The sequence below is a fragment of the Halomonas sp. DP5N14-9 genome (assembly GCF_019802175.1).
Lineage (GTDB): Bacteria > Pseudomonadota > Gammaproteobacteria > Pseudomonadales > Halomonadaceae > Halomonas > Halomonas litopenaei.
Map to the genome: position 1 here is coordinate 550,489 of NZ_JAHVHR010000002.1, position 16,492 is coordinate 566,980.

General features: G+C 64.5%; 17 protein-coding genes. 6 read left to right on the plus strand and 11 right to left on the minus strand.

Translation table 11 applies throughout. The features are described from left to right. The first annotated feature begins 36 nt into the window (after window positions 1–36). From KUW00_RS04065 to KUW00_RS04080, 4 genes are all read left to right on the plus strand, one after another. Window positions 37–354: a hypothetical protein gene (locus tag KUW00_RS04065; protein WP_146164620.1), complete on the plus strand. Its 318-nt coding sequence runs from the start codon at window positions 37–39 to the stop codon at window positions 352–354. 81 nt (window positions 355–435) lie between these two features. Then, entirely contained in the window at window positions 436–585 is a 150-nt protein-coding gene (locus KUW00_RS04070) for a hypothetical protein (protein WP_222568275.1), read from the plus strand. Then, the gene (locus tag KUW00_RS04075) at window positions 582–1,022 is read left to right on the plus strand and encodes a DUF411 domain-containing protein (protein WP_045991323.1); all 441 of its coding nucleotides are present in this window, start codon (window positions 582–584) and stop codon (window positions 1,020–1,022) included. The genes KUW00_RS04070 and KUW00_RS04075 overlap by 4 nt, the downstream gene beginning before the upstream one ends. Window positions 1,023–1,212: 190 nt before the next feature. Continuing rightward, window positions 1,213–2,691, plus strand: coding sequence for a multicopper oxidase family protein (locus KUW00_RS04080; protein ID WP_108131206.1), 1,479 nt, complete (start codon window positions 1,213–1,215; stop codon window positions 2,689–2,691). A gap of 88 nt (window positions 2,692–2,779) precedes the next feature. Here the strand turns inward: KUW00_RS04080 and recJ are convergent, their stop codons facing one another. From recJ to ffh, 11 genes are all read right to left on the minus strand, one after another. Next, entirely contained in the window at window positions 2,780–4,591 is a 1,812-nt protein-coding gene (recJ, locus tag KUW00_RS04085) for a single-stranded-DNA-specific exonuclease RecJ (RefSeq protein WP_213230524.1), read from the minus strand. 131 nt (window positions 4,592–4,722) lie between these two features. Continuing rightward, window positions 4,723–5,340, minus strand: coding sequence for a glutathione S-transferase family protein (locus KUW00_RS04090; protein WP_222568276.1), 618 nt, complete (start codon window positions 5,338–5,340; stop codon window positions 4,723–4,725). Between the two features lie 120 nt (window positions 5,341–5,460). Then, window positions 5,461–6,852, minus strand: coding sequence for a threonine synthase (gene thrC / locus KUW00_RS04095; protein ID WP_222568277.1), 1,392 nt, complete (start codon window positions 6,850–6,852; stop codon window positions 5,461–5,463). 91 nt (window positions 6,853–6,943) lie between these two features. Next, on the minus strand, window positions 6,944–8,260 hold the full coding sequence (locus KUW00_RS04100; protein ID WP_045991328.1) for a homoserine dehydrogenase: 1,317 nt from the start codon (window positions 8,258–8,260) through the stop codon (window positions 6,944–6,946). Window positions 8,261–8,364: 104 nt separating this feature from the next. Further along, complete coding sequence (locus tag KUW00_RS04105) at window positions 8,365–9,102, minus strand: DsbC family protein (protein WP_045991329.1); 738 nt, start codon at window positions 9,100–9,102, stop codon at window positions 8,365–8,367. Window positions 9,103–9,105: 3 nt separating this feature from the next. Further along, window positions 9,106–10,002: a site-specific tyrosine recombinase XerD gene (gene xerD, locus KUW00_RS04110; RefSeq protein ID WP_239452500.1), complete on the minus strand. Its 897-nt coding sequence runs from the start codon at window positions 10,000–10,002 to the stop codon at window positions 9,106–9,108. Between the two features lie 155 nt (window positions 10,003–10,157). Beyond that, window positions 10,158–10,514, minus strand: coding sequence for a 50S ribosomal protein L19 (gene rplS, locus KUW00_RS04115; RefSeq protein ID WP_045991330.1), 357 nt, complete (start codon window positions 10,512–10,514; stop codon window positions 10,158–10,160). Window positions 10,515–10,624: 110 nt separating this feature from the next. Then, on the minus strand, window positions 10,625–11,431 hold the full coding sequence (trmD, locus tag KUW00_RS04120) for a tRNA (guanosine(37)-N1)-methyltransferase TrmD (RefSeq protein ID WP_108131204.1): 807 nt from the start codon (window positions 11,429–11,431) through the stop codon (window positions 10,625–10,627). Between the two features lie 42 nt (window positions 11,432–11,473). Further along, the gene (gene rimM, locus KUW00_RS04125) at window positions 11,474–12,043 is read right to left on the minus strand and encodes a ribosome maturation factor RimM (RefSeq protein WP_045991332.1); all 570 of its coding nucleotides are present in this window, start codon (window positions 12,041–12,043) and stop codon (window positions 11,474–11,476) included. Between the two features lie 50 nt (window positions 12,044–12,093). Beyond that, window positions 12,094–12,342 carry a 30S ribosomal protein S16 gene (gene rpsP / locus KUW00_RS04130; RefSeq protein WP_045991333.1) on the minus strand — a complete coding sequence of 83 codons (249 nt, stop codon included), beginning with the start codon at window positions 12,340–12,342 and terminating at the stop codon, window positions 12,094–12,096. A 252-nt stretch (window positions 12,343–12,594) separates the two neighbouring features. Continuing rightward, window positions 12,595–14,004: a signal recognition particle protein gene (gene ffh / locus KUW00_RS04135; protein WP_045991334.1), complete on the minus strand. Its 1,410-nt coding sequence runs from the start codon at window positions 14,002–14,004 to the stop codon at window positions 12,595–12,597. A gap of 267 nt (window positions 14,005–14,271) precedes the next feature. On the opposite strand from ffh, the gene KUW00_RS04140 reads away from it, so the two are divergent. Further along, window positions 14,272–15,072: an inner membrane protein YpjD gene (locus tag KUW00_RS04140; RefSeq protein WP_222568278.1), complete on the plus strand. Its 801-nt coding sequence runs from the start codon at window positions 14,272–14,274 to the stop codon at window positions 15,070–15,072. Window positions 15,073–15,147: 75 nt separating this feature from the next. Beyond that, the gene (locus KUW00_RS04145; RefSeq protein ID WP_045991336.1) at window positions 15,148–16,443 is read left to right on the plus strand and encodes an HlyC/CorC family transporter; all 1,296 of its coding nucleotides are present in this window, start codon (window positions 15,148–15,150) and stop codon (window positions 16,441–16,443) included. Window positions 16,444–16,492 lie beyond the last annotated feature (49 nt).

Sequence of the window (16,492 nt, forward strand, 5' to 3'; positions counted from 1 at the left end):
GCTTGCGAGGTTAATCATCTCCAGAAGGGCAAGTTGATGAACCCCACGGCTCGAACACTGCTTGGCAACTGCATCAAACGCCTGGCCATGGTACCGATGGTGCTCACGATCATGCTGGTAGTGCTGGCGAGCCTTGCTGGACCGACCGACGTGGCCATGGAGGACTGCGCGGGCCCCTGTATCGCACTCCACAGCGACACTCCAGACCACACACACCCGGAGTGCAGCGTCTGTGCCGCCGTCTCGCCGTTGCCGATCATCCACGACACACCGCCAGCCGGCTTGATCGACATCGTCGTCCCGGCTGGCACCAGTCACATCATTGCGCCGCCGAGGCGCCCTCCCCGTTCCTGACAGCAAAAAGCGTCATTTCACCACCGTACACCACAAAGCACCTACCTCGGTGCCACGCTTCTTCTGTCAGGAGTTACACCAATGAGCACGACATGTTTCGCATTTATGGGTTCGATGGGCTGGATCGGTTGGGTGATGCCGATCGCCTGGCTGATCCTGCTGGGTCTCGGCATCTCCGCCCTCGGCAAGTACCTTCTCACCACTCACCGCTCTCGGGAGAAAAAGTCATGAGCCACCGTCACGCCTCCCTGCTTTTCCTCGCCACCAGCCTGCTGGCTGCGGCGCCCGCGATGGCGGACCTGCCCGACACTGCCACCTTGTACAAGAATCCACAGTGCGGCTGCTGTGACGAGTACGCGCGCCTGCTGGAACAACGTGGTGTCGACGTGACCATCGTCGAGACTCGAGACATCGGTAGCATCAAGCAACGCCTCGGCATTCCGTTTGGCCTCGGCGCCTGTCATACCATCGAAATGGGGGGCTACGCGGTCGAGGGGCACGTGCCCTTCGCGGCGCTGGATCGACTCTTCGAACAGCACCCCGATACAGCCGGCATCGGTCTGGCCGGCATGCCTGCCGGCACCCCAGGCATGCCAGGCCCTCGCCAGCAGGAGTGGAACGTCTACGAGTTCCGCGATGGTGAGGCCAGGCCATTCATGACGCTCTGAACGCCCTCACGGGCAAGGCCCCGGCAGCTGCCGGGGCATCACCACCAGCGCCACAGCGATCCAGGGCCAGGCAACCCGGTCTTGTCGCCTTGACCTATCTGCTCTCACCTGACGAGTCAAAAGACTCGCTTGTTCGGCCACAGTCTGTCGATGTGAGCGCAACAAGATGGTTACCGTGAAGGAGAAAAGCATGTTCATGACACGCCGCTCGTTCCTGATGGGCTCCTTGCTATCGGGTGGTGCCGTGCTGGCAGCCAACGCCACAGGTCGCTTGTACTCACTGCCGCAACTCAACGAGCTTTACATCCCGGAACTGATCGATGCCCGCAGCCGTCACCAGTCGATTGCGCTGGAAGTTCAGGAGGGCTCGCGCCATTTCTTCCCTGGCCGAGAAAGCATCACCTTGGGCTACAACGGGAGCTACCTAGGTCCCACGCTTCGGGTCCACCAGGGCGACGATTCCGAGGTCACCATCACCAACACCCTGGGTGAAGACACCACCGTGCACTGGCATGGGCTGCTGGTCTCCGGCAACCTGGACGGCGGCCCTCACCAGACGATCCCCGCCGGAGCCACCTGGCGACCGGTACTACCGATACGTCAGCGGGCATGCACTCTCTGGTACCACTCACACGCTCATGGGCGCACCGCCAGACAGGTCTACGCAGGCCTGGCAGGAATGTTGATCGTCAGTGACGACCATGAAAAATCGCTGGGCCTGCCCTCGGATTACGGTGTCGATGACATTCCCCTGATACTTCAGGATAAGCAGTTCGAGCAGGGAACCCTGGTATTACCACAGGGCATGATGACGACGATGCATGGACGACGTGGCGACACTCTCTTGGTCAACGGCACTGTCAACCCAGTAGCAAAGGTTCCTCCCCGGCTGGTGCGTCTGAGGATGGTCAATGGTGCCAACGCCAGGTTTTTCGATCTGGCGTTCTCCGACGCCAGAATCTTTCACTGGATTGCCTCGGAGGGAGGTCTGCTCGAGAAGCCTGTTGCACTGCGCTCGCTACGCCTCGTTCCAGGAGAGCGAGCCGAAATTCTCGTCGATTTCTCTAATGGTCGCCCTGCGACCCTGACTACCGGACCAGACAGTAGTCTGTCGATGATGCGCATGATGACGCCCATGTCAGGGGCTAGCGAAACGACCGTCATCGAGTTCATTCCCCAAGGCACCGGCAGCAGTTCCCTTCAGGTACCACAGCGGCTTCACGCCCCTGAACCCCGGATCCCCTCAACGGCACTGCGCAGACGTCGCTTCGAGTTGACCATGGGCATGGAGATGGGCATGGGCATGGGAAACATGAGGAGGGACGAAACACGGATGAGCAGGGCCAGCTTCGGCATCAATGACCGTGCCTTCTCCATGGACAGAGTCGATGAGCGGGTCAACCTGGGTGATAGCGAAATATGGGAGGTGACCGGCACAATGATGGCCCACCCCTTCCATGTACACGGCGTGCATTTCCAGGTCATCAGCCGCAACGGTTCTGCGCCGCAGACCCGTGACAAAGGCATGAAAGACACTGTGCTGGTGCGCGAGCCCGTCGAACTGCTGGTCCATTTCAACCAGCCTTCGCAGGGTGCGCCCTTCATGTATCACTGCCACATCCTCGAACACGAAGATAACGGCATGATGGGACAATTCACGGTAACCTGAAGCCAGCAGCGCCAGGACCTCCGCAGGCAACGAAGACCGAGGTTTGCCGGGATCACGGACCCTCGTTCGACCGCTTCAGTCGACCGGCTTATTCAACGGGCTCTGCGTGCTCCACCATCAGCTGCAGTGACTCGCGTCCGCGGAAGCGGTTGCGATTGAGCTTGTAGGCGCAGTGGAGGGTGGCGCCCACGTCGAAGTCCGGCAACTGGCCCGGGGTCAGGCAGCGAAACCAGATGGCCTTCAGGGTCAGTCCGCGACAGGACAGCTCCAGGGTCAGGTGACTGCCGTCACCCACCGGCTTGAGCCGCTCCACCAGAAAGCGCCCCTCGAACAGCGGCGCCTCGAACTCGCGGCCGAAGGGGCCAAGGCCCTCGATCTCGGCCAGGGTCTCGAGGCTTAGCTGATGCTCGCCGAGTTCACCGTCGGTGTAGAGCCTGGGCACCAGTTCCAGATCGCCGAGCTGTTCGCTGACCGCGGTGATCAGCGCCTGGCGGAAGTCGTCGAGACGTTCCTGTACCACGCCGACGCCGGCGGCGCCCCGGTGGCCGCCGAAACGCGTAAGCGCCTCGGGGGCCAGGTCGTGGGCGCGCTGCAGAGCATCGCGCAGGTGCAGCGCCTCCACCGAGCGTCCGGAGCCGGTCAGCATGCCGGCCTCGGCGGCGGGGGTCAGCACCAGGGTCGGCCGTCCGTAGGCCTGCACCAGGCGCGAGGCGACGATGCCCTGAACCCCCGGATGGCCGTTCTCCAGATAGACGATGACCACCGGCTCGTCGGCGTCCAGCGCCCGGCGGGCCAGCAGCCTGGCCTCGGCGACCATGTCGGCTTCGATGGCCTTGCGCGACTGGTTGTCGGCGTCCAGGGTCTCCAGGTGACGCCGCGCCACCCCGTCATCCCCGGCGAGCATGAAGTGAAGCGCCGCGTAGGGATCGTCGAGACGCGAACGGGCGTTGATTCTCGGCCCCATCTGGAAGCCCAGGGTCTCGGCGTCGAAGGGCACGCTGTCGGCGCCCAGGCGCTCCGCCATTACCCGCCAGCAGGGCTCGCCCATGCGATTGATCAGCGCCAGACCGTGGCGCACCACCGCCCGGTTGATGGCGCTGCCACCCAGTGACACACAGTCGGCCACGGTGCCCAGCGCCACGTAGGACAGCCAGGGCGAGAGCTTGGGCGTGGACGGCGACAGTACCGCCTGTTCGATCAGTACCTGGCGGGTCAGCGACATCAACAGCCAGGCCACCATGCAGCCGGCGATGGTGGCGTCCGGGTAGTCGCAGTCGGCTCGGGTCGGATTGACCGTGGCATAGGCCGAGGGCGGCGGCCCTTCCTGGGGCAGAGCGTGGTGATCGCTGACCACCACGTCGATTCCCGCCGCCTTGAGCCTGGCGATACGCGCCTCGTCGCTGCTGCCGCAGTCGGCGGTAATCACCAGGCTGGGCCGCGGGGTCAGCTTCAGGGTGCGCTCCACCAGCGGCAGGCTGATGCCATAGCCGTCATGAATACGGTGACCGATCAGACTGTGCAGACGTGACTCTGGCACCCCGAACAGTTCGTTCAGGGTGCGCCGGATCACCACGTGGGAGGTGATGCCGTCCACGTCGTAGTCGGTGAGGATGCCGATGTGCTCGCCCTCGGCCACCGCCTGGGCGATGCGCTCGGCCGCTCTCGGCGCATCGGCCAGACGCTCGGGATGGACCAGATGACGTAGACTCGGGTCGACCAGCGGGCCGAGTTCGCCCTGGTAGTCGGGCAGGCGTCCGGCCAGCAGCCGGGCCTGAAGCTCCGACAGCCCGGCCTCGAGTCCCTGCCGATACAGCCTTTCGTTGCGAGGACGCGGTTCGATACGCGGACGCGGCTCGGCATGCTCGCTCGAGCCGGTATTTGCCGGAGAAGAGTGGGACATCGGATTCTCTGGAAGGTTGAAGCGAGGCTGGCGCAGGAGGGTGTCGGGAACCGAGAAGGTCGGCGCAGATGGCGTGCTGACCGCCACCTGCGCCGACGCGATACCGGCGCGTCCAACGCAGCTGGATCGACTTAACTGATCGGCAGCATCACGTGTTCGCGATAGGCGCTGCGCTGGGTCAGCTTCTCGTACCAGGCCTCGAGGTTCGGCAGGCTCGGGCGCTCGATATCCAGGGCGAACCACAGGTAGACGTAGGCCCCCAGCGGAATATCACCGATGCCGAATTCCTCGCCGGACAGCCAGGGCTGGCGGGCCAGCGCACCGTCGGCGATACGCAGGCTCTTCTCGAACCCGGCCAGGCCACGCTCGACGGCCGCATCGTCGCGGGTCTCGGGGGTGCCGCGCACCAGGTTCATGATCAGATCCCGATAGGGGCCCGCCAGACTGCCAAGCGCCCAGTCCATCCACATGCTGCAGCGCGCCCTGGCGCCGGCAGAGTCGGTCGCGAGCCGACCGTCACCGTGCACATCGGCCAGATAGCGGACGATGGTGTGGGATTCCCACAGCACCAGGTCGCCGTCCTCGAGACAGGGAATCAGGCCGTTGGGATTCTTGGCCAGGAATTCCGGCGTATCGAGCCCACCGAAGGGCCCTCCCAGATCGACCCGTTCGAGGTCGATCCCCAGCTCGATGGCACACCAGACGGGCTTCTTGACGTTGACCGAGTTGTTGCGTCCCCACAGCTTCATGGAAGTCTCCCTGTCGGGATGCCCGGCAGCGGGCACCCTTGGCAAAAACCGATGGATAAGAACCGATTGGCACAAAACCGAGCCGAACGCCGCAAGGCGCTCGGCCCCATGCCGAAGGCCTCAGCGACGACGATGTTCGGCGACGAAGGCCTGTACCGCTTCGAGTCTAGCCGGCAGCACCTCGTAGCGTTCCTCGCGCTCGAGCAGATCGTCCATATGTGGCGGCAGCGGCACACCCGGGAAGCCGGCCTTGACCACCGCCTCGGCAAACTTGGCCGGGTGGGCGGTGGCCAGGGTGATCATCGGCGTAGAGGCGTCCCTGCACTCGCGCTCGGCGGCACGATAGCCGGTAGCGGTGTGGGGATCGAGGATCTCCTGGGTACGGTGGTGGGCCTCGCGGATCACCTCGAGGATGGTGTCGTCATCCACGCTGTGGCTCGAGAACACCTCGCGCAGCCGGCCCAGCGGGGCTTCGGCCAGTACCGTCGGCTCGTTCTGGAAGCGCCCGAGCAGCTCGTCCACGGCGCCGCCGTCGCGGTCGTAGGCTTCGAACAGCAGACGTTCGAAGTTGGACGACACCACGATGTCCATGGACGGCGCCAGGGTGGCCAGCAGCTCCTGCTTGGAGAAGTCGTTGTCGGCCAGGGTACGGTGGAGGATGTCGTTGGCATTGGTGGCGACGATGAACTGCTTCACCGGCAGCCCCATGCGGTAGGCCACGTAGCCGGCGAAGACGTTGCCGAAGTTGGCCGAGGGCACGCAGAAGCTGACCTGACGTTGGGGCGCGCCCACCGCCACGGCGGAGGCTACGTAGTAGACCACCTGGGCCATGATCCGCGCCCAGTTGATCGAGTTCACCGCCACCAGCCGAGCCCCACCGAGGAAGCTCTGGTCGGCGAAGCTGGCCTTGACCATGGCCTGGGCGTCGTCGAAGTTGCCTTCGATGGCGACGTTGAAGACGTTGTCGGCCAGCACCGTGGTCATCTGCCGGCGCTGTACCTCGGACACCCGGTTGTGGGGGTGCAGGATAAAGATGTCGAGGTTGTCACAGTGACGACAGCCCTCGATCGCCGCCGAGCCGGTGTCGCCGGACGTGGCGCCCATTATCACCGCGCGCTCGCCACGCTTCTTGAGGAAGTGATCGAGGATACGTCCGAGCAGCTGCAGGGCCACGTCCTTGAACGCCAGGGTCGGACCGTGGAATAGCTCGAGCAGGAAGTGGTTGGCGTCGAGCTGATTGAGCGGCACCACGGCGTCGTGGCTGAAGGTCGCGTAGGCGTCCTTGACCAGGCCACGGAAGGTGTCGTCGTCGATCTCGCCGCCGACGAAGGGCTTCATCACCCGAAAGGCGATCTCGGCGTAGGACAGTCCGGCCATGTCGGCCAGGTCGTCGGCGCTCAGGTGAGGGAAGTCCTCGGGAACGTAGAGGCCACCGTCGGCGGCCATGCCGGTAAGGACGACTTCTTCGAAGGACAGCGCGGGCGCCTGCCCGCGAGTGCTGATATAGCGCATCTTGTGATTCCTTGCCGCCGCCCGGGGCGCGGCCTGAGATTCCAGCGAAGCGCCCGCGAAAGCGAGCCTGAGCCCGCTCCCGCAGGCATCATCAGTCCTGCTCGTCGAGGCTCTCGACGCGAATGCGGGTCACCGAGCCGGCGATGTCGGCCAGGGACTCGATGCGGCGAATGGCCTCGTTCATGTGCTTCTCGAGGGTACGGTGGGTCAGCAGGATGATCGGCACCAGTTCGCCCTCGGTGGCCTCCTTCTGGATCAGCGCCTCGATGGAGATACCCTCCTCGGAGAGGATGGTCGCCACCCGCGCCAGCACGCCGGGGCGGTCCACCGCCAGCAGGCGCAGGTAGTAGGCCGTGGTGATATCTTCCATGGGCATGATCGGCAGCTCGTCACAGTCATCGGTGACGCCGCAGAAGGCCAGATAAGGCGTGCGATAGCGGTGCTCGGTGGAGATGTCGCGGGCCACGTCGAGCAGGTCGGCGACTACCGCCGAGGCGGTGGGCTCGTCACCGGCGCCGGCACCGTAGTAGAGGGTCGGACCGACGGCGTCACCCATCACGGCGATGGCGTTCTTGACCCCGTGGACACTGGCCAGGAGCCGCTCCTTGGGAATCAGCGTCGGATGGACACGCAGTTCGAGGCCGTCACCGGTGCGCTTGGAGATGCCCAGGTGCTTGATGATGTAGCCCAGGTTGTCGGCCTGCTCGACGTCCTCGGCGGTGACCCGAGAGATACCCTCGGTGTAGGCCTTTTCGAACTGCAGCGGCACACCGTAGGCGATGGACGCCAGGATGGTCAGCTTGTGGGCGGCGTCGATGCCTTCCACGTCGAAGGTCGGATCGGCCTCGGCGTAGCCCAGCGCCTGGGCCTCGGCGAGCACGTCCTCGAACGCCCGGCCCTCGTCGCGCATATGGGTCAGGATGTAGTTGCCGGTACCGTTGATGATACCCGCCACCCAGCTGATGCGGTTGGCACCCAGGCCCTCGCGCAGCGACTTGATTACCGGGATACCGCCGGCCACCGCGGCCTCGAAGGCCACGATCACGCCCTTTTCATGGGCCGCCTTGAAGATCTCGTTGCCGTGCACCGCGATCAGCGCCTTGTTGGCGGTGACCACGTGCTTGCCATTCTCGATGGCCATCATCACCAGCTCGCGGGCCACGTCGTAGCCGCCGATCAGCTCCACCACCACGTCGATGTCGGGGTTGGTCGCCACCTCGAAGACGTCCTTGGTGGTACGAATACCGGTAAGGTCACAGGCGGGATTGATGCTGCGATGGGCGACCTGCTCGATCACCAGCGGGCGACCGGCACGCCGAGCGATCTCGTCGGCGTTGCGCGTCAGTACATTGAAGGTGCCGCCACCGACGGTACCCAGCCCACAGATTCCCACTCTCACCGGTTTCAATGTCATTCTCCCTTCTCGACCGTCGCCGCAAGCGACGGCTGTGTCAGCGATTTGGCGAGGCCCGAGTCTGGCTCGAGCCTTCTCGATTGTGTTGTCAGACGGGCTCAGCCGTCGATGCCGAGGCGCTCGGCCAGCCGTTCGGCGGGCACATAGCCCGGGACCATGGTGCCGTCGGGCAGGATGATCGCCGGCGTGCCCTGCACGCCCAGCTCCAGCCCCAGATGATACTGCCGCTCCACCGGATTGTCGCAGCTTGTGGCGCCGCTCGGAACCTCTCCACTCTTGGCGGCGGTCATCGCCTCGCTGGTATTGTCGGCGCACCACACCTGTTCGAGCTGGCGGGCGCCTTCGCTCTGCATGCCGCCACGCGGGAAGGCCAGGTAGTTGACCTGGATGCCCAGCTCGTTGAGGCGCGGCACTTCCTCGTGCAGCTTGCGGCAGTAAGGACAGGTGGTATCGGTGAAGACGTGGATGGTGGCCTTGGGCTCATCGACCCCGCGATAGACGATCTGCTCGGACTCGTCGATGGCCGCCACGCGGCTGGCGCGGCTGGCGTTGCGGCTCTGCTCGGACAGGTTGACCAGGCCGTCCTCGGCGTTCTGGTACAGATCCCCCACCAGGAAGTGGCTGCCGCTCTCGTTGGTGTAAAAGGACTCCCCGGTCTCCAGACGCACCTCGTAGATGCCGTCCATGGGGGTATCCAGCACCTGACTCACCGGCATCTTCTGGCCGTTCACCTCAAGCTCGTTGAGCGCGGCGGGGGGGGCCGCCAGCGCACCGCTGGTCCACAGGGCAGCGGTGAGCAGAGCGGGCAGGGAAAGCACGAACAGAGGGCGTTTCATGGGTCAGCCTCGAGGATGATGGTCGGCGTGCAGGGCTTCCAGTCGCGCCTGCGCCACATGGGTGTAGATCTGGGTCGTCGACAGGTCCGAGTGCCCCAGCAGCATCTGTACGACACGCAGATTGGCCCCATGATTCAACAGATGGGTGGCAAAGGCGTGCCTCAGGGTGTGTGGCGACAGCGGACGATCGATGCCTGCCACACTGGCGTAGTGCTTGATTCGGTGCCAGAAGGTCTGGCGGGTCATGGCGCCGTCGCCCCGTCCGGGGAACAGCGCCGGACGCTGGATATCGCTCATCAGCTCGCTACGCCCCTGGCGCAGGTAGCGCTCGAGCCAGTGGCCGGCTTCCTCGCCCAGCGGCACCAGGCGGTCCTTCTGCCCCTTGCCGCGCACCCGCACCACGCCCTGGCGCAGATTGACCGCATCGGTGGTCAGACCGACCAGTTCGCTGACGCGAAGCCCTGCGCCATACAGCACCTCGAGCATGGCGCGATCGCGCAGTCCCAGGGCGGTGGATAGGTCCGGCGCATTCAGCAGGCGCTCGACCTCGTCCTCGTCCAGGGTGTCCGGCAACGATGGCCGCACCCGCGGCAGGCGCACCCGGGCCAGCGGATCCGCTTCGATCATCCCTTCGGCCAGGGCCCAGCGGTAGAAGCGCCTGAGACTCGACAGCAGCCGGGCATTGCTGGTGAGCTTGTAGCCCTGCTCGCGACGCGAGTCCAGCCAGTCCGGCAAGGTCCGCTCACCCGGCGTGAGCAACGCGCACGACTGACCTGAAAGCCAGTTGGCCCAGGCCTCCAGATCGTGGCGATAGGCGCTCAGGGTATGGTCGCTGACGCCCTGCTCGAGCCATAGCTGGTCGAGGAAGCGGTCGATTGTCTGACGATCGCCGGCGCTCAAGCAACACCTCCTGGGCTCTGGTGGCTAGCCATCGAGGGCACTGGTGAAGCACGAGAGGGCCCCCAATGCACCGACACCCCGCCCCACGAAGGTGGTGACGGGGTGTCGGGCGAGGGAGGCGGGGCCTCCCTCGGACTGGCAGACGCTTACGCGTCTTAGGCCAGCTTTTCCTTGATCCGTGCAGACTTGCCGCTACGCTCACGGAGGTAGTACAGCTTGGCCTGGCGCACGTCACCGCGACGCTTGACGCTGATGGAGTCGACCAGCGGGCTGTAGGTCTGGAAGGTACGCTCGACGCCGACGCCGTGGGAGATCTTGCGCACGGTGAAAGCGGAGTTCAGACCGCGGTTACGCTTGCCGATGACCACGCCTTCGAAGGCCTGGAGACGCTCGCGGTTGCCTTCCTTGACCTTGACCTGAACGACGATGGTGTCGCCCGGTGCAAAGTCCGGCACCTGCTTGCTCATCTGCTCGGCTTCGAGCGCCTGGATCACCTTGTTCTTGCTGCTCATTTGACTCACTCCTGAAATCGTTGTGATCCATCGATCGGTCGTGGGTGCCGATGGATCGTGATCCCGGCCCTCGAAGCTCGAGCGCGCGGGTCGTTGATGACGCAGGTCCGTCAGCGGCGACTGGCCGCCTCGTCGGAATCCCGACGTTCGTCCTGCACCTCCGCCTTGTCGGCGTGTTCGTCGATGAACTCGTTCAACAGCCGCTTCTGCTCCTTCGACAGCTGCCTGCCCTCGAGCAGGTCGGGCCGCCGTTGCCAGGTACGCCCCAGGGACTGTTTCATCCGCCACTGACGGATCTGTCCGTGGTGACCGCTGAGCAGCACGTCCGGCACCTTGCGACCGTCGATTTCCTCCGGGCGCGTATAGTGCGGACAGTCCAGCAGACCGTCGTTGAAGGAGTCCTCGACCGCGGAATCCTGATGCCCCAGTACACCGGGCACCAGCCTTGCCGCCGTATCGATCAGCACCATGGCGGGCAGCTCTCCCCCGCTCAGGACATAGTCGCCGATCGACCACTCCTCATCGATGTCCGCTTCGACCACGCGTTCATCGATGCCTTCGTAACGCCCCGCCACCACCACCAGGGGCGGTCCGGACGCCAGTTCCCGCGCGCCCTGCTGATCCAGTCTGCGCCCCTGGGGCGACAGGTAGATCACCTTGGGACGCTCGCCGGTGGCCGCCTGGGCTCGGCTGCGGGCGTCGTGGATGGCACTTCTCAGGGTGTCGACCTTCATCAGCATGCCGGGACCACCGCCATAGGGGCGATCATCCACGGTGCGATGGCGGTCGGTGGCGTAGTCCCGGGGGTTCCAGAACTCCAGCGTCACCTGGCCCTTGTCGACGGCCCTGCCGGTCACGCCGTGACGAGTAATCGCCTCGAACATTTCCGGAAACAGTGACACCACCCCTATCCACACGTTATCGATCTCCTGTCGACGCGGTTTTCGAACGCACTGCGCTCAAAACTCCGGGTCCCAGTCGACCAGCATCTCTCCTGCCTCGAGATCGACGCGCTTGACCACGTCATCGGGCAGGTAGGGAAGCAGACGTTCGCGATCGTCCGGGGCGTCGCCGCCCTTCACGACCATGACGTCGTTGGCACCGGTCTCGAACAGGTAGGCCAGGCGTCCCAGAGACACCCCTTCCAGCGTGACGACCCTGAGGCCTTCCAGCTGGTGCCAGTAGTACTCTTCACTGTCGAGTTCGGGCAGGTCTTGCTTGGCCAGCAGGATGTCCGCTCCGGCCAGACTCTCGGCACGGTCACGGTCATCGACACCGTCCAGTTGGGCGACCAGGCCCTGTCCCTGCTTGCGCCCCTGCTTGAGGCGATGGCGCGAAATCTGTCCGTCGTGACGGACCACCCATTCGGCATAGTCGAGAATGCCTTCCATGGGCGAGGTGTAGGAATACACCTTCAGCCAGCCCTTGATGCCGTAAGGACTGGTCAGCTTGCCCAGCACGACGTAATCGTCGCTGTGGCGATCGTCTTGCGCTTGGCGCTGCGCGCTAGGGCGTTGTGGCGATGCCATCTGGGTCAAACCTCTTTCACACCGGGACATTCACAGGCAAGGCTTGCGCCTCAGGCCTGCTTGCGAGCTTCCTTGACCAGCTCGGCGACGCGGTCAGACAGCTGCGCGCCGTGGGACTGCCAGTGGGCGATGCGGTCGAGGTCGATGCGCAGACGCTCTTCCTGGCCACGGGCCACCGGGTTGAAGAAGCCCAGACGCTCGATGAAGCGGCCGTCGCGGGCGTTGCGGGAATCGGTCACGGCGAGGTGGTAGAAGGGACGCTTCTTGGCGCCACCACGTGCCAGACGAATGGTAACCATACGTTGACTGTCCTTCGGTTGGGATTTCAGATAACGGCGACGGCCAGGCCAGCCACCGGTGTTTCGCTCACGACGAGGGCCGCGCCAGGCGCGGTCCTCGAGTGAAGAGGCAGTATTCTACGGAAAACCACCCCCCAAGGGAACCTTTTTTGCCGCTCATCCCTTGACGAGCGAGGAGAGCCGGGTCCTGTCATCAGCCCTCGTCATCTTCGCGCTTGGCATTAAAAACAGCACCAGCGCAAGAAAACTGACTCAGCGCCAGGGCATGCCGCCGGGGCCACCCATGCCGCCCATACCCCCGGGACCGCCAGGACCACCTCCGCCCATCATGCCGGACATGCCCCGCATCATCTTCTGCATGCCGCCTTTCTTGCCGGCCTTCTTCATCATCTTCTGCATCTGCTTGTGCTGCTTGAGCAGACGATTGAGGTCCGGCACCTGCAGGCCGGCACCGGCGGCGATACGGCGCTTGCGCGAGCCGTTGATGATGTCCGGATTCCGGCGTTCCTTCGGCGTCATCGAGTTGATCAGCGCCTCGAGCTTGCCAAGCTCCTTTTCGGGCCCAGGCCCCTGGGCCATCTCGGCCATCTGCCCCATGCCCGGCAGCTTGCCCATCAGGCCGCTCATGCCGCCCATCTTCTTGAGCTGCTGGAGCTGTTCGCGGAAGTCCTCGAGATCGAAGCCCTGGCCTTTCTTGACCTTCTTGGCGAGCTGTTCGGCCTTGCCCTTGTCGACGGTACGCTCGGCTTCCTCGATCAGCGACAGCACGTCGCCCATGCCGAGGATACGCGAGGCCACACGATCCGGATGGAAGGGCTCGAGGGCATCGACCTTCTCGCCGACACCCATGAACTTGATCGGACGACCGGTGACGTGACGCACCGACAGGGCGGCACCGCCACGGGCATCACCGTCGGCCTTGGTCAGCACTACCCCGGTCAGCGGCAGGGCATCGGCGAAGGCGCGGGCGGTGTTGGCCGCATCCTGGCCGGTCATCGAGTCGACCACAAATAGCGTTTCGGAGGGCTCGATGGCCTGATGCAGCCCCTGGATCTCCTGCATCATCGCTTCATCGATGGCCAGGCGACCCGCGGTATCGACCAGCACCACGTCATGGAACTGGATCTTGGCGTGTTTCAGCGCCGCCGTGGCGATGTCCACCGGGGCCTGATCCGAGCGCGACGGGAAGAAGTCGACCTCGACCTCCTTGGCCAGGGTCTCGAGCTGGTCGATGGCGGCGGGGCGGTAGACGTCGGTGGAAACCACCAGCACCTTCTTCTTTTCGCGCTCGCGCAGATACTTGCCCAGCTTGGCCACCGAGGTGGTCTTGCCCGCACCCTGCAGGCCGGCCATCAGCACCACGGAGGGCGTGCCCTTGAGCGACAGCCCTTCGTTGGCCTCGCCCATGGTGACTTCCAGCTCCTGCTGGACAATCTTGATGAACTGCTGGCCCGGCGACAGGCTGCGGGAGACCTCCTGGCCCACGGCACGTTCGCGCACTCGCTCGATGAACGCCTTGACCACCGGCAGGGCAACGTCCGCCTCGAGCAGCGCCTTGCGCACCTCGCGCAGGGTGTCCTTGATGTTGTCGTCGGTCAGGCGTGCCTGACCCTTGATCGACTTCAGCGTCTGGGACAGACGCTCGCTCAGGTTCTGAAACATGGGCCTCTCCAAATGCGATGGCCTCAAGGCGCCCTTGTCGAGACGCCCCTTGAGACGGCCGCCGGTGCGCGGCCTTGACGATGGCGCAAATTATACGCCTTGTGGCGCGGACTCTCCATGCAGTTGCCGGCAAGACAGCCGAAGAAGGCCGCCCGCTGGCTGTCAGCCGAGGCGCTATCCGGTATAGTCGGTGTCGAGGGGAAGGCATTCCCCGGACCCAGGTTCCCTATCTTCAAAGGCGCCGGCAAGGCGCACGGACAGCACAGCATGCAGGCGTTACCTCTGGCTCTACTGGCCTTTGTCTTCTATCTGGCGGCTGCCTCCTGGCAAGGGCTGACCCTGATTCGCCGGGTACCTCCGCGCGACCTACTGGTGCGCGGCTTCGGCACCCTGGCGGCGGCTCTCCACCTGGTCGTCGCCGGCGGCCTGCTTGCCCTCGAGGGCTCGATGCTGCCAGGACTGTCCACCAGCGCGGTGCTGGTCACCGCCCTGGCGGTGGTGGTGCTGCTGGGCGCCAGCCTGTTCAAACCGGTGCTCAATATCGCCGCCGTGCTGTTCCCCTTTGCCGGCGTGGTGCTGCTGCTCGGTACCGAACTACCGACCCCTACCAGCGCAAACGGCATGACCCCCGGCATCGCCTTCCACGCCGTCAGCTCCGCCCTGGCCTTCGCGGTGCTGGCCATCGCCTCGCTGCAGGCGATACTGGTAGGCGTCCAGAACAAGGCCCTCAAGCATCACCGGATACGCGGCGTGGTACAGGCACTGCCGCCGCTGACCACCATGGAGCGGGTGCTGTTCGAGATGATCTGGGTGGGCATGGCCCTGCTTACGCTGGCCATCGCCAGCGGGTTCGCGTTCCTCGACAACATGTTCGCCCAGCACCTGGTCCACAAGACGGTGCTGTCGCTGCTGGCCTGGCTGGTGTTCGCGGTACTGCTGCTGTGTCACTACCGCCTTGGGTGGCGAGGCATGCGGGCGGTGCGCTGGACCCTGGGAGGCTATATCGCACTGCTTTTGGCCTACTTTGGTAGCAAGTTTGTCCTTGAGGTGCTGTTAGCGCACAGCTAGACAGGAGGTCTCCTTGACACTCCCGGCCCGACCCCCTACAACTCGACCCCTACCCGCGACCAAGGATTTCACGTCTTGAACGACGACTTTCCGGTGGGCCTGCTGTTCGGCCTGCTCTTTCTGCTGATTGCCCTATCGGGCTTCTTCTCCAGTTCCGAGACCGGCATGATGTCGATCAACCGCTATCGGTTGAGCCACCAGGCCAACAGCGGACAGCGCAACGCCAAGCGCGTGATGCGCCTGCTCGCGCGTCCCGACCGGCTGATCGGCGTCATCCTGATCGGCAACAACTTCGTCAACAACCTGGCGGCCTCCATCGCCACCATCATTGCCATCCACTTCTTTGGCGATGTCAGCGGCCCCGCCATCTCCACGGCGATCCTGACCATCGTGGTGCTGATCTTTGCCGAGGTCACCCCCAAGACCTTTGCTGCGGTGAAGCCGGAGCGCATCGCCTACCCGGCCTCGATGATCCTGGAGCCGCTGCTCAAGCTGCTGTATCCGCTGGTGTGGGTGGTCAACGTGATCTCCAACGGCCTGCTCAGGCTGCTTGGCGTCAAGAATATCGACGGTAATGGTGACAACCTCACCCGCGACGAGTTGCGCACCGTGGTCCACGAGGCCGGCACCCTGATTCCCCATCGCCACCAGGCCATGCTGCTGTCGATTCTGGATCTCGAGAATGTCACCGTGAACGACATCATGGTGCCGCGCCATGAGGTGGTCGGCATCGATCTCGACGACAGTCTCGAGGACATCCTGACCCAGATCCGCACCAGCCAGCACACCCGGCTGCCGGTGTTCAAGGGCGACATCAACAGCATCATCGGCATGCTGCACCTGCGCAATGCCGCCCGCTTCCTGTCCAGAGGCGAGGTGACCAAGGCTGCCATCGTGCAGGAAGCGCGGGAGCCCTACTTCATCCCCGAATCGACGCCGCTGCACACTCAGTTGTTGAACTTTCAGAAGCAGAAGCGCCGCATTGGCATCGTGGTGGACGAGTACGGCGACGTGGAGGGCCTGGTGACCCTGGAGGACATCCTCGAGGAGATCGTCGGTGAATTCACCACCGACGTGGCCGGACAGGAGCAGGACATGCTGCCCCAGAGCGACGGCAGCCACGTGATTGACGGCACCGCCAATATTCGTGATATCAACAAGTCGCTGGGCTGGCACTTGCCCACCGACGGCCCCAAGACGCTGAACGGGGTGATACTGGAACACCTCGAGTCCTTCCCCGACGGCCCGGCCTGTCTGCAGATCGGCAACATCCGCATGGAAATCCTCGAGATGCGCGACAACCTGATCACCTCAGTCAGCTGCTGGCCTGGCACTCGCCGCGTCCTGGCAGAGTCCGACGCGGGCGACTGACCACCGCAAGGACCAGAGGTACGTCAGTCGCGACGCGACATGCAGGGAA